This window comes from Planktothrix serta PCC 8927, from assembly GCF_900010725.2.
GTDB classification, from domain to species: Bacteria; Cyanobacteriota; Cyanobacteriia; order Cyanobacteriales; family Microcoleaceae; genus Planktothrix; species Planktothrix serta.
The window spans coordinates 291,728-313,592 of the sequence record NZ_LR734883.1; the positions used below are offsets into that span (position 1 = coordinate 291,728).

The following is a 21,865-nucleotide window of genomic DNA, read 5'->3' on the forward strand; positions in this document are numbered from 1 at the left end:
AGATCTATATCCTTAATTGATTCAGTCTAAGCCCTGATTTTTGTAAGAGGTAGTGACATCATTCTTATGAGGTAAATTCCATTGTGTCTAATCCGAATAATAACAATTTTTTCGAGGATTTTTTAGAAGACTATTTTGCAGAATGTGAAGAACATTTAGCGGTTGTTAGACGAGAACTTTTAACCCTGGAATCGTGGATCAATCAATCTCCTCTTGAGCGTTCTCACCTCAATGAATTATTCCGTTGTTTCCATTCTCTAAAAGGATTATCAGGGATGGTGGGAGTGAGTGTGGCGGAAGAATTAGCCCATCAAATGGAAAGCTATTTACGAGTATTACGAGATCAACAAATTGTTCTCTCTTCTGAAGGATTTGATGCTTTAATTGCCGGAACAAAACTGCTTGAACAAGTCATCACTTGTCGCCGAACCCAAACCCCAGCACCCGACATTACCGACATCAGCGCCCAACTTAGGGCCGTGATTCCAGACGAACATCTCGACAACCCATCAAGTCTTGTTACCCCAATAGAGTTCAAACTCAAACCCGAAGAACAAAACGAACTCAACACCGCAATTAGCAACGGGGAAACCCTCTGGCATTTTATTTTTTCACCGAGTACCCAACTCTCTGAACAGGGAATCCGAGTTAATACCGTTCGAGAACATTTACAAACCTTGGGGAGATTAATTTATATTGCCCCTCGCATGAGTGAGGGAAACAAAATTCTATTTGATTTGATCTTAGCCACCTCTGTCCCTGAAATTCCCTTTCAAGAAAGCGATCAACCGGGTTTAACCTGGCAACCCTATTTTAGAGCAAAAAAACCGGAGACTGCGGAGACACCCAGAGCCGGGAAAGATAGGAAAATAACTGAAACCCGACACCCGACACCTGACACCCATTTTTCAGTCAACAGTCAACCGTCAACAGCCAACACTCTGAATGTCGTGCGTGTAGACTTACCCAAACTGGATGATTTGATGCGAATGGTGGGAGATTTAGTGATTAGTCGCGCCCGTTTAGATGAGGATCTCAAATCAATAGCCGCCTGTCTTCGGGCGCCTCAAATTAGAGCCTTACAAGAAATTAACTTGATGTTAGAACGACAATTGCGAGATTTACGCCAAGGGGTGATGGAAGTGCGTTTAGTTCCCATTGGTGAGATTTTTGCCCGGATGCAATTTGTCGTTCGAGATTTAGTTCGAGCCAGTGGAAAACAAGTCACCCTAGAAATCAGTGGACAGGAAACCGAAATTGATAAATTCGTTGTAGAACGAATGTTAGATCCCCTGTTACATCTAGTGAGAAATGCCGTCAGTCATGGCATTGAAACCCCCGCAGAACGTCAGCAAGCCGGAAAAAACCCCCAAGGAACGATCACACTTCGGGCTACAACGGTAGGAGAAACCGTCGTTATTGAAATTGAAGATGATGGTCGTGGCGTTGATATTGAAACGGTGATCCAACGAGTTAGTGACGAGACGCACCTTGGCGAGAACACTCTGTTGGCAGACAAGAATAGGGAAGCCGGAAAGCCAGAGCCATACAATATGATGGCAGTATTAGACATTCTCTGTTTTGCCGGATTTTCAACTAAAGATCAAGCGGATTTAATTTCTGGACGGGGGGTAGGAATGGCAATTGTCAAAAATACAGTTCAGGAGTTAGGAGGTTCCTTGAGTTTGGATACTCACAAAGGTCACGGGACTCAATTTACGATTCAACTCCCTCTCACCTTAGCGATTACAGATGCTCTGATTGTTAATGTTGGTAAACAAACCTTTGCGATTCCTCAAGCTTCTGTTTTAGAGGTGCTAGAAGTTTCGACATCCCAAATTATTACGTTTGAGAATAACGAAATTGTTAGCTATCGCAACACCATATTACCGCTTATCCGTCTCGCCCAGATTTTCTCCCTCTCTCCTCCTTCCATTACTTCCCCTGCTCCCCCTGCTTCCCCAATAGTCGTAGTGGGGATGGGAGAAAACTCGGTGGCGTTGGTGGTGGATCGGGTGACGGGACTGCGGGAAATTGTGGTTACGCCTTTAACCGATCCTTTTGTACAAGTGATGGGAATAGCCGGAGCAACAGAACTTGGCGATCGCCGTGTGGTTTTAATTGTAGATGTGGGTGCTTTAATCCGATATTCAACCTTACAAACTTCCCCATCCCCATTCCTTACCGCCAACCGCCAACCGCCAACTCTTACTCCCATGTCAGACCTTGCAACTTCCACCCAATCCTATATTTTGTTTGAACTCGCTGACACCCTCTATGGGATTCCATCTCAAATCGTGCAGCAAATGGAAATGATTGAACAAATTACGACTGTTCCTAATACTTTACCTTTTGTGGAGGGGGTTGTATTTTCCAGAGGACAGGTGATTCCGGTGATTAATTTACGAGTCCGATTTGGACTAGAGAAAACCGCTTATAATCTGCGAACTCGCTTAATCGTGATTCATACTAATCATCGTACCATTGGATTAATTGTAGATACTGCTAGGGAATTTTTAGCAATATCGGATCAAGCAATTCAACCTCCTCCAGAAGGAATATCCCCTTTAAGCGGTCGGTATTTAGGAGGTATTGCCACCTTGGGAAAACGAGTTATCCTAATCCTAAATGTGGAAGAATTACTCACAAATCAGTTATCAGTTTAGGGAGTAGGGAACAGGGAACAGGGAACAGGGAACAGGGAACAGGGGTAATACTTCTAGCTGTTTCATATCAGTTTTAAATTATTACAACCTATTTGGGATTGCTATAACTGATAACTGAAAACTGATGACTGATGACTGAAAATAATAACTATTTTAAGGAGAAAAATCATGGCTAAAGTTAATAATAAGCACCAAAAAAATTATAAAAAATCTCAAAAAAAATCCCATGAAATCACCAACCCCAGCGCACCTGATCCGATTGTTAAACCAGCCAGAGAACAGAATCAGCAAATCCGGCTCAACACCCAAGATCTGCTGCAAACAGTGGAACATCTCTCATCGGGAATGGAATCTCAAAATCGCCTATTAGAAGAAAGTTGTACCGGAATTTCAACTTTAGCCACCTCATTAAAACAAACCGCCTCCCAAACCCAATCCGTTGCCACTTCAGGAGAAGAAATCGTCTCTTCTATTAATGAAATGGCTGCCTCCATTGAACAAGTCACCGCCAGTAGCACTGAACTCGCAACGGCGATTCAACAAACGTCAACTTCCGTACAACAAAGCAGTATTTCCACCCGAAATGTTGCCAATAGTGCTCAAGAAATGGCAACTTCAGCCTCTCAAGTCACGGCATCAATGGTACAGGTTGCCGCCTCGATTAAAAGTGTCAGTATAGACACGGAAAATTTAGCCTCCGCCGTCAACGAAACCGCCGCCTCCATTGAAGAAATGACCAGTTCCATTGGAGGAGTTGCCCAAAATGCCGATGATTTAACTGCCGCCTCCGAAGAAACCACCGCTTCAATTAACGAAATGGCCGCCTCCATCGAAGAAGTCACCGCCACCACCGAAAATTTAGCCGCCACCGTTGAAGAAGTTTCGACTTCTATGGAAGAAATGGCTCAATCTGTTGTTGGGGTAGCTCAAAATGGAGAACGAATTACCGAAGCCGCCACCAATGCAGCTACTTCTGCTGAACAGTTGGATCGATCCATTCGTTCGATTACCACCCTTACCCAACAAGCGGATGAAATTACCCGTCGAGTCATGCAGGATGCCGAAGGTGGGGGCAAAACCATTGAAAAAGCGATTCAAGGGTTAGGTCGGGTGCGAGAGTCGATGGTTAAATCCTCCGATGTGATTCGAGATATGGCCAAACGCACCAATGAAATTAGCAGTATTGTCGATACGATTAATTTAATCTCAGAGCGCACTAACTTACTCTCCTTGAATGCTTCCATTGAAGCCGCCCGGGCGGGAGATGCGGGACGGGGATTTGCGGTGGTGGCGGAAGAAATTAGAAATTTAGCCGATCGCGCAGCCCAAGCCACCTCCGACATTGCGGCTATTATCAAAGCCTTACAACAGGTTGCCCAAGATGCCGTTAATACCTCCAATGAAGGGACTCGTGTGGCTGAAGATAGCGGGAATTTAGCTGAAGAAGGATTAGGAGGATTAAAAAAAATCCTATCGGGGATTGAAAAAACAACTCAATTGGTGAGTCAAATAGCCACCGCTTCTGAGGAACAAATGATTGCGGGTCAAACGGTGGTTAATTCGATTAATACTACAGCTAACCAAGCGCGAGAAGTGGCAAAAGCCACAACGGAACAATCCAAAACCACCCAAGGCATTGTAGTCTCGACTCGGCAGATGCGACAAATCGCCCAACAAGTCACAAAAGCCATGAATGAACAAGCAACAGCGGCCCGTGATGTGATTAAAGCGGCTCAAAATACCACCACTTTAGCCGGACAAGTGCGGAAAGCTGCCTTTGAACAAAATAAGGGAGCTTCCCAAATTATGCAGGCGGTAGAGTTAATGCGACGGGGGGTGATGACGACTTCTCGCGCTATTGCAGAACAGTCCTTAGCCGGAGATCAAATCTCTCAAGAAGCCGAACGACTGGCTAACCTGATTAATAATATTAGTAAAGACATGACGGAACAGGCAACCACTGCCACTCAAATCACCCTAGCGGTTGATAATATGCGAATTCAGTCAGAACAACTGGCAACATCAATGAGAGAACAATCAAAAGCTATTCAAGGAATGACCGGGGCGGTTCAAAGTATGACTCACAAAATTAATTTAATTCAAAATTCTAATTTAGAGCATTCCAATATTTTAACTCAGGCTTTGGAAGGGATGGAGAGTATGGGACAAATCAGTGAACGCCAACTGAATCAGTTATCAGTTATCAGTCATCAGTTATCAGTTTAGAGACGTGCCATGGCGCGTCTGTAATAATCAGATCAACCGTCAACTATCAACCGAAATATGAGTATTGGTATTTTTACGACGGATATAAATTTAATCATCCGTTCCTGGGATTCTCGATTATTGGAACTAACGGGAATTAGTGCGGACATGAGTAGTGGACAACGAATTACCGATCTAATTCCTGATTTAGAACAACGGGGTTTATTGCAACGATTTCAACGGGTGATCACCGAAGGGGTGATTGAAACCCTCGCGCCTGCTTTTCATCAATACTTAATTCCTTGTCCACCGTTAATCTCGTCTAAGTATTTTCAATATATGCAGCAGCGCGTCACAATTACCCCCTTACGAGACAAAAACCGGATTGTAGGAAGCATTGTTACCCTTGAGGATGTAACCGTTCGACGAGAACGAGAGATTGATATCGAGCAGCATTACCGCAGGGATGTGATGCCATCAGAAACGGGTTCTTCTCCCACCCTCAACAACGAACAATATCAGAATTTATTATTTTCTCTCTCTGATGATCTGGGTAAAGGAATCTCTTCCAATACGACTGACTTTATGAATGCTTTGCAAGAAAGTAGTTGGCAAGTTCGGAGGGAAGTAGTGGAACGCTTAACCGCCAGCTACAACCCAGAAATTACCACAGAATTGTTACAGCTTTTACGTCAAGAACATCGCAATGCCACGATTGTTAATAGTGTGATTCAAGTATTAGCACTGAGTCGGGTTGATTTAATTCCGGCTTTAATTGAATGTTTGCATGACTCCGATCCTGAACTGCGGATTTATGCAGCCCAAACCCTGGGACAACGGGAGGATCTGCGGGCTGTTCCGGCTTTAGTGTTAGCTTTAGCTGATCCCGATCAAAATGTTCGTTATCATGCGATTGAAGCGTTAGGACGTTTAAAAGCCAGAGACGCGATTGATCCCTTACTGGAAATTGCTCAATCCCAAGACTTTTTCTTAGCGTTTCCGGCTTTAGATGCCTTGATGCAAATTGGAGATCTTACTGTTGCTGGACGTTTAATGCCCTTAATTCAAAAAACTCTTAATTGGCGGGTACGTCGGGAAGCGGTGGATAGCTTGGCGATGCAAGACGATCCCAGCTTAACCCAGGATTTATTACGCTTGCTTCGAGAACAACACCGCAATCCTGATATTCTCAATAGTGTGCTTCAGGTTTTAGTTCTTAGCCATATTGATCCGATTCCTTCTTTGGTGGGATGTTTAAGCGATCCTGATCCAGAGTTACGCATTTACACTGCTTTAGCCTTGGGAGAACGTCATGATCCCAGAGCCATCCCTGCCTTAATTCCGCTACTGGATGATCCCGATATTAATGTTAGGTATCATACGATTGAATCCTTAGGGCATCTGCGGGCAACGGAAGCCGTCGATAAATTAGTCGAAATTGCTCAGTCTGGAGATTTCTTTTTAGCCTTCCCAGCCTTGGAAGCGTTGATGAAAATTGGAGATGCTACGATTAGTTCTCAGATTGTTTATTTGTTAAAAAATGAATTATTAGGGGATAAGGTAGCTGAAGTATTAGGGGAATTGGGAGATGCCGATGTGGTGACAGCGATCGCTTCCTGTCTCAATCAACCGGATACAAGCCTATTCCCTTGTCCGGTGAGCAGTTTGGCCATCGCCTTAGCTAAAATTTATCACCGCTATCATCAAGAATTCGGGGAAGGGGAGTTTGTCGCGGATCTCACCCGTCGTGCGGTTACTGACGCCGGAATTCAAAACTTGCTCAACACGATTAAAACGGCAAATCCCGAAGAACTAGGTGCGATTGTATTAATTCTGGGATGGTTAGAAGGGGAAAGCGTTGCTGCGGCATTAACGGAACTCTTAAGTAATCCCCAACTGCGAGAAACAATTATTGAAGCTTTAGTTCGATTTGGGAGTTCGATTGCCCCGTTATTAATTGCTCAATTAGATGCCCCAGATTTAGACACTCGTAAAGCCACAATTACGGCACTGGGTCGGATTGGCAGTAATCAAGCTGTTCCGGCTTTAACTGATTTACTCAGTGCAGATGCAGAATTAGTAATGGTGACAACGGCGGCTTTAGCCCAAATTGGCGATCAACGGGCCTTTGAAGCTCTGTTAGAATTATTAGGACATCCCGATTCAGCCGTGCGTTTAGGGGCCATTGCCGCCCTGAATTCCCTCGGTCATCCCAACTTACCCGAACGGATTCTGCATTTACTCACTGCTCCTAATCCGGTGATTCGAGAGTCCGCCGTCAAAATTGCGGGTTATTTTGCCTTTGCGGAGTGCATCGAAGCCTTATTCAACTGTACCCATGATCCCGAAGAAAAAGTGCGACGGGCGGCGATTGAACATTTACCTTATCTTGAGGATCAACGAGTTGTGCCCCGTTTAGTTCAAGCTTTAAGGGAGGAAGTTCCCCCTGTCCGGGCCGCAGTTGCCCACGCTTTAGGAGATTTAGAGGCAGGTGTGGCTTTACCCCACTTATTGACAGCTTTACAGGATAATGATTCTTGGGTACGGTATCAAGCGGCGCGTTCTATTGGTCGGCTGGATTTGCCAGCCTTGCTGATGTCTGAGGGAAAAATCCTCCTACAGGTATTTGAGGTTTTAGAAAATCTTGTCGCCCAGGACGTTGCTTATCCCGTAAGGGCGGCAGCAACTTCAGCTTTAGGCCACATTGGAGGAGATCAAGCTATTCCCCTGTTAACTTCCTTGGTTGGACTTGATATTGGGGACGGGGATATTGCTCGGGCTGCGGTGATGGCCTTGGGGCGGATTGAAAGTACAGAGGCCGTTGCACCCTTATTAATCGCGTTGAATTCCACGAACCCAGAACGCCGTTTAGATGCCCTTCATGCTTTTCGAGAACGTGGGGGAGAAGAAGCCGGGGTGGCTTTACAATGGATGGCAGCGGCTGATCCAGAGGAAAAAGTGGTTCACGCGGCGATTGAGTCTCTGTCTCGCATGGGAACTCCAGAAGCGATCGCAGCCTTATTAGAGTTGTCGGTTGATTCCACCACACGCGAAGCTTGTATTGTGGCGTTAGCTTCTCGCACTTTCGATCATTCTACTCTGAAAGAGAACTATATTGAAGGGATTAGTCAAGGATTGAACCATCTCCACCCGGCTGTCCGTTGTGCTGTCGTTGAAGTGTTAAAACGTCTAAAACATCCTTTTGCTTCAGAAATTTTAATTAGTGCCTTGAATGACCAGGATCAAAACGTCCGTTTATCGGCAGTTAACGCTTTGGTCTACCTGGGAAATCGCGGCTGTACTGAAAAATTGGGGATATTAGCTCGCAATGATCCTTCTGCTGCTGTTCGTCGGGCGGCTCAAAAAGGATTGCATCAATAGTCAGTTATCAGTGATCAGTTATCAGTCATCAGCCATTAATTTTTAGTTTTCAGTTATAGCCAGGAAAAACTTAATTGGGAAGTTCATAGAAACACAAGTTTAGGCTTGCGCTCATCAGTTTATGTCCTAACTGATGACTAATTACTGATAACTGATGACTAATTACTGATAACTGATGACTGATAACTAATTACTGATAACTGATGACTGATGACTGATGACTGACAACTGATTACTGATATGCGATTTTCCCCAGAACCTCTAAAGTTAAGCGATAATACCTTTATTATTTTGCGAGATCTAATCCATGAACGAACAGGATTATTTTATGAAATTTCTAAGCAAACGATGTTAGCTGATAAGCTATCGAGTCGAGTTAGAGAACTGATGTTTGATTCGTTTTTAGACTATTATTATCTGCTTAAATATGATATAAAAGCGGATGAAGAATGGCAACAGCTTATTAATATATTAACTGTGCAAGAAACCTATTTTTGGCGCGAGTATGACCAAATTAAGGTTTTAGTTGAGGTGTTATTACCTCAGTATTTAGAGCGGTTTTATAGTCTGTCTTATCCTTGTCAACCGATTCGGATTTGGAGTGCAGCTTGTTCTACCGGAGAAGAACCTTTAACGATTGCGATCGCTTTATCTGAGGCTGGTTTGTTTGAACGAGTTCCGATTGAAATTCATGCTAGTGATGCCTCTTCTAGGGCAATTGATAAAGCTAAATTAGGAATCTATCGACCGTATTCGTTTCGCAATTTTTCTGAACCCTTAAAAGATAAATATTTTTCTGCTGAACCCGATGGATGGCGGGTGTCCCCCCAAATTCATAATCGCATTCATTGGTCAGTCAAGAATTTATTAATAGAGTCCGATATTCAATATTTAGCTCAAGCTCATTTTATTTTTTGTCGCAATGTCTTTATTTACTTTTCAGAAAAGTCTATTTCCAAAACTGTTAATTTTTTTTATCAACAAATGTTTAACCCAGCTTATTTATTTTTGAGTTCTTCCGAGTCTTTACTCAAACTCAAAACCAAATTTCAGTTAGAGGAAATTCAGGGAGCATTTACCTATGTTAAACAGCAACCCAAACCCCCATTTTTTTAGTCCCGGTTTTAAATTTAGGATAACCATAAAGGATTTTAAATGCTAAATTTAAGTAGGGTGCAATTTCCGATCCATCCTAAATATTAGGTAAAATGTCCTTGTTTCGGTTCTTTGACTTAATTTTAATTAAAAAAGGAGGATAAAAATCATGAGTAATATTATTCGGGTTTTAATCGTTGACGATTCTGCTTATGTTCGCAAAGTGATTAAACAAATGTTAGCTCGTAGTCCCTTTATTGAAGTGGTGGGAACAGCCCATGATGGCGAAGAAGCATTAGAAATGCTAGAACGGATGAAAGATGAAGTCGATGTAATTACCTTAGATTTATTAATGCCCAAAATCGATGGAGTAGAGTTTTTACGGCAACAAATGGAACGCCGCCCGATTCCTGTGATTATTGTTAGTATTGCCAATGAAGGAGGAGAAATGGTATTAGCGGCTTTAAATGCGGGGGCTGTTGATTTTATTCAGAAACCCACCGCTTTAGCCACTGAAAAAATGTATGAATTAGCTGAAGAATTAATTGATAAGGTCAAAGCCGCTGCTAAAGTTCCCCTAAATCGTCTTCCTGTTCCGGCTTTATTGAAGTCAACCCCGGCGGTTCTTCCGGTTCAACCTGCCCTTCATCCCGGTGTTATTGATTTAATTACGATTGGAATTTCAACGGGGGGCCCCCAAGCTTTAGCATTTTTAATTCCGCAATTACCGAGTAATCTTTCCGTACCGATTGCAATTGTTTTGCATATGCCGATTGGCTATACAAAAATGTATGCGGAACGATTAGATCAATTATCGGCTTTGAAAGTTGTAGAAGCAATGGATGGAGATCTAATTTGTCCGGGTGTGGTATTTATTGCCCCTGCTGGGCGTCATTTAACCTTTAAACGTCAAGGGGATAATGTGGTAGCTGCTTTAGCTGCCCAACCGTTTGATATGCCTCATCGTCCCTCTGTAGATGTGATGTTTCAATCCGCCGCAGAAGTTTATGGAAATCGGGTTTTAGGAATTGTGATGACGGGAATGGGTGCTGATGGAAAACAGGGTTCAGCTTGGATTAAATCTCATGGCGGTTCGATATTTACAGAAGCAGAAGAAACTTGCATTGTCTATGGAATGCCTCGCTCTGTTGTGGAATCGGGATTGAGCGATCGCTCCTATCCTCTTAATAGTATGGCACAAGCAATTTTAGATGTTTTATAATCTCTCTCAACGCCCCATTATTATTAAGTAACAGTTAACCGTCAACAATTAAGCCCAGATTAACCTTCCAGAGGTATAGAGATGCTACTCACTGAAAAACAAAAAATAGCCTTATCTAAATTCATGAAAATGGTTCTCTCTCGAAGGACAGCTAAGGCATTATCAGAATTAATTGGTTTTGAAGTGGTGATGAAAATTTCGCAGGTTTCTTTGTCTCCTTTGAGTAAATTAACCACAGAATTACCGAACTATTCTCAGGAAGATATTGTCAGTATTCATCAAATGTTTCAAGGAAAAATTGAGGGCGAGGCGTTATTAATTTTAAATTATTCGTTTGCTGTTATGTTAACGAATTTACTCCGAAATAGTAGCCCCGATGGAATTTTACATTTGAATGTTTCTGCCTGTGAAGTTTTAACGGAAGCTGGGAATATTTTGTTAAATTCCTATGGCAGTATGTTAAGCACTTTGATGGGGTGTCAATTGACCTTTTCTATTCCTACCTTCCAAATTGAACCTTTACCTGATTTAGTCCGATCTTTAATATTAAGTAAAAATGAAATGCGTTATGTGTTAATCGTTGATACTACATTTCAATTCTATGATAATTCAGTCAAGGGTTATTTAGTTTTTGTTTCTGGGGTAATTCCTTTATCTTGTTTAATTAAGGGGATTGAAGCGTCCATTGACTTAGCTATTCTCAATTGCTAAAATTATAGCAGGGAACAGGGAACAGGGGGAAATAGGGAATAGGGAATAGAAAAAAGTGATTAGCCACCCGAACACCCAATCTTAACAATTCGTAATGATTTGTTGTTAGAGGTGGAGCTTATTGTCAACCCGATAGCAGTGTGTCATAGACCTAAAGAATTGTTAAAAATACAATCATCTATTATTCCTTCAGCTTGGCGAGTTTCTATTATTTGTTATACAATTAATTCAGCAATTTTAATAAAATTTTTAACCGTTAACAGTGATCAGTGATTCCCCTGTAAAGACGTTGTATGCAACGTCTCTAAACTGATAACTGATAACTGATAACTGATAACTGATTTATGGTGATAGCCCAGCTTAACCCGATTAAAATCCTTAGCCAAACACCTTGGAAAAGACTGTTACCGTTGTTATTGGGTGTGGTAGCTTCTATTGCGGTTTTTTTTCTGTGGCAACAACTAACCTTAAATGAACAACTCTATATTGAGCAGTTAATTCAGCAGGAAGCCCAGGGGATTGAGTTACAACTGAATAAAGAATTATCAAGCCGAATATTAACTCTCCAGCAAATGGCTGATCGTTGGCAAGTGAGTGGAGGTAAAACAAAGAACCTTTGGGAAGCGGATGCTAAGACTTATATCGACAATTTTGTCGGTTATCAAGCGATTGAATGGGTTGATCCGGCTTTTGTCGTGCGTTGGATTATACCACAAATTGGAACTAAAGCCGAGAAAAATATCTATTTCAATCAAGAACCCCGTCGTCAGATTACATTAAAAGTCGCACGGGATCTAAATCAAGTGATTATAACGCGGCGTATTCCTCTCCCGAAAGGAGGTCAAGGTTTTGTAGCCACTGTACCTATATTTGTAGGCGATCGCTTTGATGGGTTTATTATCGGAGTTTTTCAATTTCAAACCCTATTTGATAGCATTTTAAAAGTGCCTCCGGGTTACAAAGTCGCAATTTATGATGGCAAAGAATTAATTTATCGTCAACCCGAACTTCCTTCTGATCCCACACTGCAAAAAACAGTGATCATTAAAGCTTATGGTGCAGACTGGCGGGTTGTTGTTTTCGCCACTCCAGAATTGATCACAAAAGCCAAAACGCCTTTACCCCTAGTTGTCTTGATCGGAGGCTTAATTTTAGTTTGGTTATTTGTCTTGGTAATAAATCTTATACAAATCAGTCAAGATCAAATCCATCAATTGAAAATCGGAAATCGTCAATTGCAATGGGAAATCCAGCAACGACAACAAGCAGAAATTCATTTAACTCAACTTGCTAACATTGTTGAATCCTCAGAAGATGCGATTATTAGTAAAGATTTACAAGGTGTAATTACAAGTTGGAATCACGGAGCCGAGAAAGTTTTTGGTTATACAGCCCTGGAAATAGTCGGTAAATCGATCACAACACTGATTCCCCCAGAATATCACGATGAGGAACAGAAAATTTTCCAAAGAATCCTCCAAGGAAAAAGCATCGAACACTATGATACAAAGCGACTGAGAAAAGATGGAATCAAGATCGATGTTTCTGTTAGTATTTCCCCGGTTAAAGATCAGGCAGGAAATGTTATTGGGGCTTCAAAGATTGCGCGAAATATTACTGAAAGTAAACAGGCCGAAGAATCACTCCATCACAGCGAAAGCCGATATCGCCAACTGATCAATAACTTAAGTGTGGGGTTTGTAATTCATGGGACTGATACCCGAATTCTACTCTGCAATTCAATGGCTTGTGAGTTATTAGGACTATCGATGGATCAAATGATGGGAAAAACAGCAATTGATCCAGCATGGCATTTTGTCCAGGAAGATGGCACTATTATGCCCATTGAGGACTATCCGGTAAATCGAGTTTTATCGACCCAAATTCCCCTCAAAAATTATGTTTTAGGAATCAATAAATTGACTCCTCCTGTGGCTTGGGTTTTAGTCAATGCCTTTCCAGAATTTGATCCCCATCATCAACTCCAACAAGTCGTAATTACGTTTATTGATATCACTCAATTGAAGCAAGCCGAGGCGGAAATTCAACAAACTCGTAATTTTTTACAGGCTTTATTAGATCATTTACCCGTTGCTGTATTTGTTAAAGATATTAATCCTGAACAATTTGGGGTCTTTCAGTTTTGGAATAAAACCAGTGAACGATTTTTTGGGATCTCCGCCGAAGAAGCGATTGGTAAAACCAGCTATGACTTTTTCCCCCTTGAGCAAGCCCAGTTTTTTGAACAAAAGGATAGAGATACCCTGAAAAAAGGGAATCTAGAAGATATTCCAGAAGAACCCATTAACAGTTTAAGTTTGGGCAAACGTTGGCTGCATACGATGAAAATTCCTGTTTACAATCAGCAGCATCAGCCCCAATATTTACTCTGTTTTTCAGAAGATATTACGGAGCGCAAACAAGTTGAGACTGAACGCAAAGAACTGATTGAGGTGATGGAAAATGCCGTATCAGGAATTTCCAAACTTGATGTCGAAGGTCGTTATCTTTATGTCAATAAAACCTATGCTCAGTTCGCCGGATATCAACCCGAAGAAATGATCGGGATGCTGTGGGAAAAGACTGTCCATCCTGATGAGTTAGAAAAACTGATTGCCGCTTATTGGCAGATGGTAAAAGAGGGTAGAGTCGAAGTAGAAACGATAGGAGTTCGCAAAGACGGTTCAATTTTTTATAAACAATTAGTCATGATTGCTACCTACGATGAACAGCAGCAACTGTTGGGACATTATTGCTTCATGAAGGATATTAGTGAAAGAGCACAACTCGAAGCCGAACGCAAACAAGCGGAAATTAATTTAGAAAGAGAACTTCTGCGAACAAAAGCCCTGTTTAATACTTCACTTGATGGCATTGTTGTGATGAATTATCAAGGGGATGTGGTACAAGCCAGCCCTAGTTTTGCTCAGATGTTGGGTTATACTGTGGAAGAAACCCTAGGATTAAATGTTGCGGATTGGGATGCTCAATGGACACCTGAAGACCTAGAAGCGATTCTCAAAAGTGATGAAATTGTGCCTCTATTTGAAACTCGACATCGCCGCAAAGATGGTTCGGAATATGATGTCGAAATTAGCTACAGTCGCGTGGTACTAGAAGGCGAGATCATGCACTTCTCTATTTGCCGAGATATTAGCAAACGTAAACAAGCCGCCATTGACCTCCAAATCTCTCAAGCTCGGTTTGCCGGAATTTTAGAAATTGCCAGCGATGCGATTATTTCTATTAATATTGATCAGCAAATTACTCTATTTAATAAAGGTGCCGAACAAATTTTTGGTTATCAGGCGGAGGAAGTTTTAGGACAACCCCTGACGCTGTTGATGCCCAATCGGTTTACAGACGTTCATCGTCAGCATATTGGTGACTATGCCCAAACGGGAGGCTATGCGCGACCGATGGCGCGAGGTGGGATTTTTGGGCGTCGCAAAGATGGGTCAGTGTTTCCGGCTGAGGCGTCTATTTCCAAGCTGAATCTCAATGGTGAGATTATCTTTACGGCTTTTTTGCGAGATATCACGGCTCGACACCAAGCTGAAGCCGCCTTGCATCTGAGCGAGGAACGCTTGCAACTGGCCCTAGAAGCCTCTGGAGATGGACTCTGGGATTGGTCTATTGAAACCGGAGAAATTTACTTAAGTTCTCGCTATCAGGAGATGCTGGGCTACAAACCGGGTGAGTTGGTGCTGGATTTGAACATCTGGACTCAGATGATTCATCCCGATGATCAATCTCAGACATGGGAGTGTTTGAATACTCATTTAAAAAATAGTTCTTGTCCTTATACTTTTGATTATCGCCTGCGTTGTAAGTCAGGGGAATGGAAATGGATTGCTGACTATGGAAAAATAGTGGCTTATAATTCCCAGGGTCAGCCTGTACGGATGATTGGAACCCATAAAGATATTAGCGATCGCAAACAAAAAGAAATAGCACTCCGAGAGGCAATGGAAGCCGCAGAACAAGCTAATTTAGCCAAAAGTATCTTTTTAGCCAATATGAGTCACGAACTCCGCACTCCCCTGAATGTGATTTTGGGATTTACTCAGGTTATGGGTCATGACCTATCTTTAACCCCTAGCCAGCAAGAAGATCTACAAACGATTTGGCGGAGTGGTGATCATCTTCTGAATTTGATTAATGATGTTTTAGATCTCTCCAAAATTGAATCGGGACACTGTACCCTAGAAGAAAGTAACTTTGACCTGATTGGGTTGCTGCATTCTCTCCGCAATATGTTAGCAGAACGGGCGAGTTCTAAAGGACTTGACCTCAATTTTGATATTGCTCCCGACGTTCCCCAATTTATTAATACTGATGCTCAAAAACTACGTCAAGTTTTGCTCAATCTTTTGGGTAATGCGATTAAATTTACCCATCAGGGAAGCATTACTTTACAGGTCAGGAATTCAGTTTCCACTCTTGAAGTTGGGACTACAACTCGATATATTCTCCAATTTGCAGTTATCGACACAGGTGTAGGGATTGCACCGGAAGAAATAGATACCATCTTTGATGCGTTTGTGCAAGCCCAAGCTGGGAAACACTCGGTCAGTGGTACGGGGTTGGGATTAACTATTAGCCGGAAACTCCTGGAAATCATGGGTGGAGAGATTTCAGTTCGGAGTACAATAGATCAGGGAAGTATATTTAGCTTTTCTCTTCCGGTGAGTTCTAGCGATATCGTTGAGGTGACACCAGAACAAAGCGATCGCTTGATCATCGGGTTAGCTCCCGGCCAAAGCCATCATCGAATTCTCGTTGTTGATGATCGGATTGAAAACCGTCTATTGATCGTGAGATTATTAACTCAGTTAGGATTTGAAGTCCGGGAAGCCAGTAACGGCCAAGAAGCGGTACAGCTATGGCAGGAATGGCAACCTGACCTGACTTGGATGGACATTCGGATGCCTGTCCTCGACGGATACGAAGCTACTAAACAAATTCGCGCTATGGAATCTGGGCAGAATAGTATTATTATCGCACTGACAGCACAAGCTTCCCAGAGCGATCGGACTCTCGCCCTCGCTGCGGGTTGCAACGATTATATGAGCAAGCCTTTCCGTGAACAAACTTTGTTTCAGAAGATGGCTGAATATTTGGGTTTAGAGTATTGCTATGCTGAATCTATCCCATCAGAACCCTCCCCTTCACTATCTAAGACTCTGACTTCAGAAGATTTGCAAATTATGCCTCTAGAATGGATTACTCAAGTCCATGAAGCAGCGCTTGATCTCAATGATTATCAGATCCTTCAACTCATCGGTCAAATTCCACCGGAGAACCAACTTCTAATTGAGGCGATGACCTCCCTCGTGGATAACTTTCAGCTTGAAGCGATCGCCATTATGACTCAGATTTAGGGAGGAGACGATGATCACTCTACTCAATTGTAAGACTGAAACGAATATTATGATCGTGGATGATACCCCAGATAATCTGCGATTGTTAGCCAAAATTTTAGAGACTCAAGGTTACATTGTCCGCAAATCTCTCAATGGGAGAATGGCACTTCAAGGGGTTCAGCGTGACCCACCGCATCTGATTTTGCTGGATATTAATATGCCAGAAATGAATGGTTATGAAATCTGCCAACAGTTAAAGGCGTCTGAAACAACGGCTCACATTCCAGTTATTTTTATTAGTGCCCTTGAACGTCTGGAAGATAAAGTACGGGCTTTTGAGTTGGGGGGTGTAGATTATATTACTAAACCGTTTCAAGAACAGGAAGTTTTGGTGCGAGTTAAAAACCAATTATTAATTCAACACCAACATCAACAATTAATTGAACAAAATCAAAGGTTAGAACAGGAAATTCAGGAACGTTTGAAAGCTGAAGCCGCAGTTAGACAGCTATCTTTAACCGATGAATTAACCGGACTGTATAACCGCCGGGGCTTTTTTTTACTCGCAGAACAACAATTAAAAATTGCTCGTCGCACCCAAACCTCCTGCTGTGTTTTGTTCGCTGATTTAGATGGTTTGAAAAAAATTAATGATACCCTCGGACATGAATTGGGAGACAGAGCTATTGTTGATGCCGCCCAAATTCTTAAACAAACTTTTCGGGATGCAGATATTGTGGCGCGACTCGGTGGCGATGAATTTGTTCTATTTGTTCCGGGTGAAGAAAACTATTCAACGGATTTTAAAACTCGGTTACAAACTAATATTGATGGCTTTAATCAACAGTCAAATCGAGCCTATAAACTCTCAATTAGTATGGGTGTACAACCCTACGATGTTAATGATAATTGTTCACTGGAACAATGGATCGCCAAAGCTGATAAACTAATGTATGAACATAAATATACAAAATACCAGAGAAATTGTTGTTAACTGTTGACGGTTGACGGTTGACTGTTGGTGAGCGAGGACAATTCCCCTGCTCCATCTTCAACAAATGGGACGCTGACCGGGTTTGACAGCATGAATATTTTCGCTTCCCGACTGCGGCCATCCCCGGCGATCTCCGGCTTCTCCAGGTTGTCCCCAACCCAATTGTAATAACATCTCTAAAAAACTGGCTTTTTCCCATTTCCAAATACAAGCCCATTCCGTGCGTTGGACAATTGCATCTACTTCTTCAACGCAAATTTGACGATAATCTTTCCCGCTATTTAAACTTAAATATAAATCCATTCCGGCGGTGACATCATCCCAAAATTCTAATAATTGAATTTTTGCCGCTTTTAATTGTTCAAAATCACGGGGTAAGGCGATTAATTGTTCATCGACAATGGGAAAATATAAAGTTTTTCCCTGGACGGTAATTTCTCGCCCAATAATCCCAGAGACTTGATGTTCTTGTTGGTATTGGTGAATAGTTGCTTTAAAATTTTGATAAGCAGTAAACTTTTGAATTCCCTCCGGTTTCAAAAAACAATCAATGACTGGATTTCCGACCGCAGGAGTCGCCTTTAAATTCAAACGCTCCCCTTTCAGGCAAGCTTCGCGCTCCTGGTTCAAGATCTGGATCAGTTCCTCTGTACTGTAGATTTTAGACATCAGAAACGTCCTAACTTGCCAGTATTTACGAGATTTGTTTGTGATTAGAGGATATGGTAGTGCATCTGTCCAAGAGATGTCAAGGAACCCATCAGAGGTTTAATCCAGTCACGATCGGATTATTCAGGAGAAATGAGTTTAGATTTTAATAAGTTCAGCCGATCTAAACTGAGGGTAATTTTCACTTCAATTAACTGTTGATGATCCCGTAATAAAATCATCCCATTTTTACCAACCGCCAAATCTGGATCAGTTAATTCAATCATTTGATAGGGCGGTTGATAGCGTTGAACTCGAATCACAACTTGCTGTTGAGATTGGGGAAAAATATACAATCGTTTTTGGTGAAGATCCAGTTCTAATTTATGGGGCGTAATATTCCGTTCTTGAGGCTGTTCTGGTTTAAACCAATAGAGCGTAGCTCCCCGAACTTCTGGGGTCGTGATCACAAAGGTTTCATCAAATCGTTGGGGCTCCCAGTCTAAATAGCTTAAATCTCCCTCGGCGGAAAGTAAACGTTGTTGCCAGTGAATTTCCTGACCCTGTAAAGATGCCCACCACTGGCGAATAGTGTCCAAATGGGTTGCATTATCGGGGTTACTACTGCCATACTGCCAAACGGTTGTCATTGTTTTTTTCTCAATCCTATTTTCTTTTACAATAACGTTTTAACTACACTTCTCTGGTATAGATTTACTGATTTTGATTAAATCAGCGACTCCTCATCCAATAAGTATATTTAATTAGGAATAGGTTCAGGGAATATCAGGAATAATCGATAATATTGTTTCTCTTCGCTGGCGTTTAAGCGGTAAGTGTATCTACCAACTCACCTTGGGGTAGTTTAGACTAAAGATATAGATACCCTAAATTCTCATCCCAACGTTTCTCAAGTGATAATAATGATCACAACTTCATCCCCTCCTATTCTTTCAAGTACCATCGTTATTCTATCGATTCCCATTCTAATTGGGAGTTTTGTACCCGACCTGTTTCAAATTCTATTTAATGGGTCTGGTTTTATTCCGCATGGTCATTGTTTTTTATGGAAACCTGGACTGGTATGGATGCACGTCAGTTCTGATATTCTGATTGCTTCGGCTTATCTTTCCATTTCCGCCACGCTAGTTTATTTTGTCCATAAATCTCGTCAACAAATTCCCTTTCATTGGATGTTCTTAGCATTTGGAGCCTTTATTATTGCTTGTGGAATTACCCATATTATGGAGGTATGGACGCTATGGAATCCGATGTATTGGTTGGCTGGAGTAATCAAAGTGATTACGGCGTTGGTGTCAGTGATCACGGCTTTGGCATTACCCCCTTTAGTTCCCCAAGCGTTAGCTTTAATTGAAACAGCAGATTTGTCAGAACAACGTCATCAAAATTTACAAGCAGCAAATCAAAAATTAGAAACTCTTTATGATCAACTCAAAGAATTAGATCACCTCAAAACTCAATTTTTTGCCAATATGAGTCACGAGCTTCGGACTCCTTTGGCGTTAATTTTGGGGCCGACAGAACAGTTATTAGCATCAGCAGAACTTTCTCAAAAACACCATCAAGACATCCAAATTATTGAACGAAATGCCCGTTTATTACTCAAACAAGTCAACGATTTATTAGATGTCTCAAAATTAGCAGAAGGTCAGATGCAGCTTCATTATAGTTCTGTGGATGTTGCCCATTTAGTTAGGGTGATGGCAGCGAATTTTGATGGACTAGCACAGGAACAACAGATCGATTTTATTGTAGATACGCCACAGGAAGTTCTGGCAGAAATCGATGTAGAAAAAATGGAACGAATTTTATTAAATTTGCTTTCAAATGCTTTCAAATTCACACCAACAGGAGGAAAAATTCAATGTTGTTTATCTCTATCGGAAAAAATGGATTCTCCTTGGGCAATTCTCAAGGTTCAAGATAGTGGAATTGGGATTGCTCCTGAACTCCGGGAGACAATTTTTGAACGGTTTCGTCAAGTAGATGCGGGGTTAAGTCGGCAGTTTGGAGGCACAGGATTAGGATTAGCAATTGTTAAAGAATTTGTGGAACTTCAAGGCGGTTTTGTTACCGTTGAAGCAGCACCAGAAGCCGGAGCTTTATTTTCGGTAGAATTTCCATTAAGAATCATTTCTGAGGAGCTTGAAGTTGAATCTTTAACGTCTACTAGCATCAACAATCATCCCTCAGTTTGGGGTGAAAAGAAAATTCAACCTTGGTTAGATGAACTGCGAACCTTGATGTCTAATGAGTCTTTATCCCAACTTTCCCAACCGGAAAAACCTCTAGTATTAGTGGTAGAAGATAATCCCACGATGAGTCAGTTTGTCTGCACAACTTTGGTATCAGAATATAACACAGCAATTGCGATTAATGGAGAAGAAGGTTTGCGGCAAGCACTCACCCTTCGTCCTGATTTAATTATTAGTGATATTATGATGCCGGGAATGAGTGGGGATGAACTGGTGAAAAAAATCCGCACTTATCCAGAATTGAATATTACTCCCATTGTGATGTTAACCGCTAAAACCGATGATGAATCACGAGTACAATTGTTGCGGGAGGGAGCGCAAGATTATTTGATGAAACCCTTTTCTGTAGAAGAATTACGAGCTAGGGTCAGTAATTGGATTATCATCAAACGAACTAGAGATTTATTACAGCAGGAATTAACGACTCAAAGCGTTGATTTAGAAACCTTAGCCAAGGAATTAACCTTAAGAAAACGAGAATTACAAATTGCGTTAAATGGACTCCAGCAACAAACTGAAGAATTAGCTCAAGCCAATCAATTAAAGAATGAATTTTTAGCAATTGTTTCCCATGAATTAAGAACGCCTTTAAATGTGATTCTCGGTTGGTTATATCTCCTGCGTACCCGTTCTTTAACTCCTGAACGCTCTGAAATTGCTTTAGAAACAGTGGAACGCAATGCTAAAGCCTTGACAAAATTAATTGAAAACTTGTTAGATATTTCTAATTTGTTGCAGGGTAAAACCAAGATTAATTTAAGTTCAGTCAAGTTACAGTCGGTGATTCAATCGGTTTTAAAAACCCTAGAACCTGCGGCGATCGCTAAAGGAATTCACTTACAAATTCAAGTGGATGAATCTGTTGATAGTGTGATTGGAGATCCAGAACGATTACAACAAATTGTGGAGCAGCTTTTAGATAATGCGATTAAATTTACACCCCAGGGAGGAGAAGTTACAATTGATTTAAAATCGAATCTGACTCAAGCGTGTATTCAAGTTACGGATACGGGTCAAGGCATCCCCCAAGAAGCCTTACCTTCTATTTTTGAATCTTTTCGGCAAGTCGATAGTTCAATGACCCGGAAGTATGGAGGATTAGGATTAGGATTAGCGATCGTTAAACAGTTAGTTACACTACAGCAAGGAACTGTTCAAGCTGAAAGTGAGGGTGAGGGAAAAGGAGCCACTTTTACCGTTACATTACCCTTAAAAAACCCCTCCTATCTTGCCTCTTTTAATTCCAACAATTAGGGAACATCAACCTAAACGTGCCACCAATACCTTAATTGCTGAAAACA

The 21,865-nt window shown here is 41.7% G+C and carries 11 protein-coding genes; 9 read left to right on the forward strand and 2 right to left on the reverse strand.

Annotated elements, in window-relative coordinates; genetic code table 11:
- Window positions 1-83: 83 nt before the first annotated feature.
- The 8 genes from PL8927_RS25365 to PL8927_RS25400 all read left to right on the forward strand — a co-directional run bounded on the left by PL8927_RS25365 (window position 84) and on the right by PL8927_RS25400 (window position 17,640).
- On the forward strand, window positions 84-2,666 hold the full coding sequence (locus PL8927_RS25365) for a chemotaxis protein CheW (protein ID WP_231506138.1): 2,583 nt from the start codon (window positions 84-86) through the stop codon (window positions 2,664-2,666).
- Window positions 2,667-2,834: 168 nt separating this feature from the next.
- Entirely contained in the window at window positions 2,835-4,892 is a 2,058-nt protein-coding gene (locus PL8927_RS25370) for a methyl-accepting chemotaxis protein (protein ID WP_083626421.1), read from the forward strand.
- A 57-nt stretch (window positions 4,893-4,949) separates the two neighbouring features.
- The gene (locus tag PL8927_RS25375) at window positions 4,950-8,252 is read left to right on the forward strand and encodes a HEAT repeat domain-containing protein (protein WP_083626425.1); all 3,303 of its coding nucleotides are present in this window, start codon (window positions 4,950-4,952) and stop codon (window positions 8,250-8,252) included.
- A 240-nt stretch (window positions 8,253-8,492) separates the two neighbouring features.
- On the forward strand, window positions 8,493-9,368 hold the full coding sequence (locus tag PL8927_RS25380; protein WP_083626428.1) for a CheR family methyltransferase: 876 nt from the start codon (window positions 8,493-8,495) through the stop codon (window positions 9,366-9,368).
- A gap of 148 nt (window positions 9,369-9,516) precedes the next feature.
- Entirely contained in the window at window positions 9,517-10,569 is a 1,053-nt protein-coding gene (locus PL8927_RS25385) for a protein-glutamate methylesterase/protein-glutamine glutaminase (protein WP_083626433.1), read from the forward strand.
- Between the two features lie 81 nt (window positions 10,570-10,650).
- On the forward strand, window positions 10,651-11,280 hold the full coding sequence (locus PL8927_RS25390) for a hypothetical protein (RefSeq protein ID WP_083626436.1): 630 nt from the start codon (window positions 10,651-10,653) through the stop codon (window positions 11,278-11,280).
- Between the two features lie 344 nt (window positions 11,281-11,624).
- Window positions 11,625-16,664, forward strand: a complete 5,040-nt coding sequence (locus PL8927_RS25395) for a PAS domain S-box protein (protein ID WP_083626438.1) — start codon at window positions 11,625-11,627, stop codon at window positions 16,662-16,664.
- A gap of 10 nt (window positions 16,665-16,674) precedes the next feature.
- Entirely contained in the window at window positions 16,675-17,640 is a 966-nt protein-coding gene (locus tag PL8927_RS25400) for a GGDEF domain-containing response regulator (protein WP_083626440.1), read from the forward strand.
- A 57-nt stretch (window positions 17,641-17,697) separates the two neighbouring features.
- Here the strand turns inward: PL8927_RS25400 and PL8927_RS25405 are convergent, their stop codons facing one another.
- Both PL8927_RS25405 and PL8927_RS25410 read right to left on the reverse strand, forming a co-directional pair.
- Window positions 17,698-18,309, reverse strand: a complete 612-nt coding sequence (locus tag PL8927_RS25405) for a hypothetical protein (RefSeq protein ID WP_083626442.1) — start codon at window positions 18,307-18,309, stop codon at window positions 17,698-17,700.
- A gap of 119 nt (window positions 18,310-18,428) precedes the next feature.
- On the reverse strand, window positions 18,429-18,938 hold the full coding sequence (locus tag PL8927_RS25410) for a hypothetical protein (RefSeq protein ID WP_083626444.1): 510 nt from the start codon (window positions 18,936-18,938) through the stop codon (window positions 18,429-18,431).
- 273 nt (window positions 18,939-19,211) lie between these two features.
- Between PL8927_RS25410 and PL8927_RS25415 the strand changes: the two genes are divergently transcribed.
- Complete coding sequence (locus PL8927_RS25415; protein WP_083626446.1) at window positions 19,212-21,818, forward strand: ATP-binding response regulator; 2,607 nt, start codon at window positions 19,212-19,214, stop codon at window positions 21,816-21,818.
- Window positions 21,819-21,865 lie beyond the last annotated feature (47 nt).

Coding starts and splice junctions, on each gene's coding strand:
- PL8927_RS25415 (WP_083626446.1), top strand. CDS start 19,212: ATGATCACAACTTCATCCCCTCCTATTCTTTCAAGTACCATCGTTATT.
- PL8927_RS25395 (WP_083626438.1), top strand. CDS start 11,625: ATGGTGATAGCCCAGCTTAACCCGATTAAAATCCTTAGCCAAACACCT.
- PL8927_RS25370 (WP_083626421.1), top strand. CDS start 2,835: ATGGCTAAAGTTAATAATAAGCACCAAAAAAATTATAAAAAATCTCAA.
- PL8927_RS25400 (WP_083626440.1), top strand. CDS start 16,675: ATGATCACTCTACTCAATTGTAAGACTGAAACGAATATTATGATCGTG.
- PL8927_RS25390 (WP_083626436.1), top strand. CDS start 10,651: ATGCTACTCACTGAAAAACAAAAAATAGCCTTATCTAAATTCATGAAA.
- PL8927_RS25405 (WP_083626442.1), bottom strand. CDS start 18,309: ATGTCTAAAATCTACAGTACAGAGGAACTGATCCAGATCTTGAACCAG.
- PL8927_RS25380 (WP_083626428.1), top strand. CDS start 8,493: ATGCGATTTTCCCCAGAACCTCTAAAGTTAAGCGATAATACCTTTATT.
- PL8927_RS25410 (WP_083626444.1), bottom strand. CDS start 18,938: ATGACAACCGTTTGGCAGTATGGCAGTAGTAACCCCGATAATGCAACC.
- PL8927_RS25375 (WP_083626425.1), top strand. CDS start 4,950: ATGAGTATTGGTATTTTTACGACGGATATAAATTTAATCATCCGTTCC.
- PL8927_RS25385 (WP_083626433.1), top strand. CDS start 9,517: ATGAGTAATATTATTCGGGTTTTAATCGTTGACGATTCTGCTTATGTT.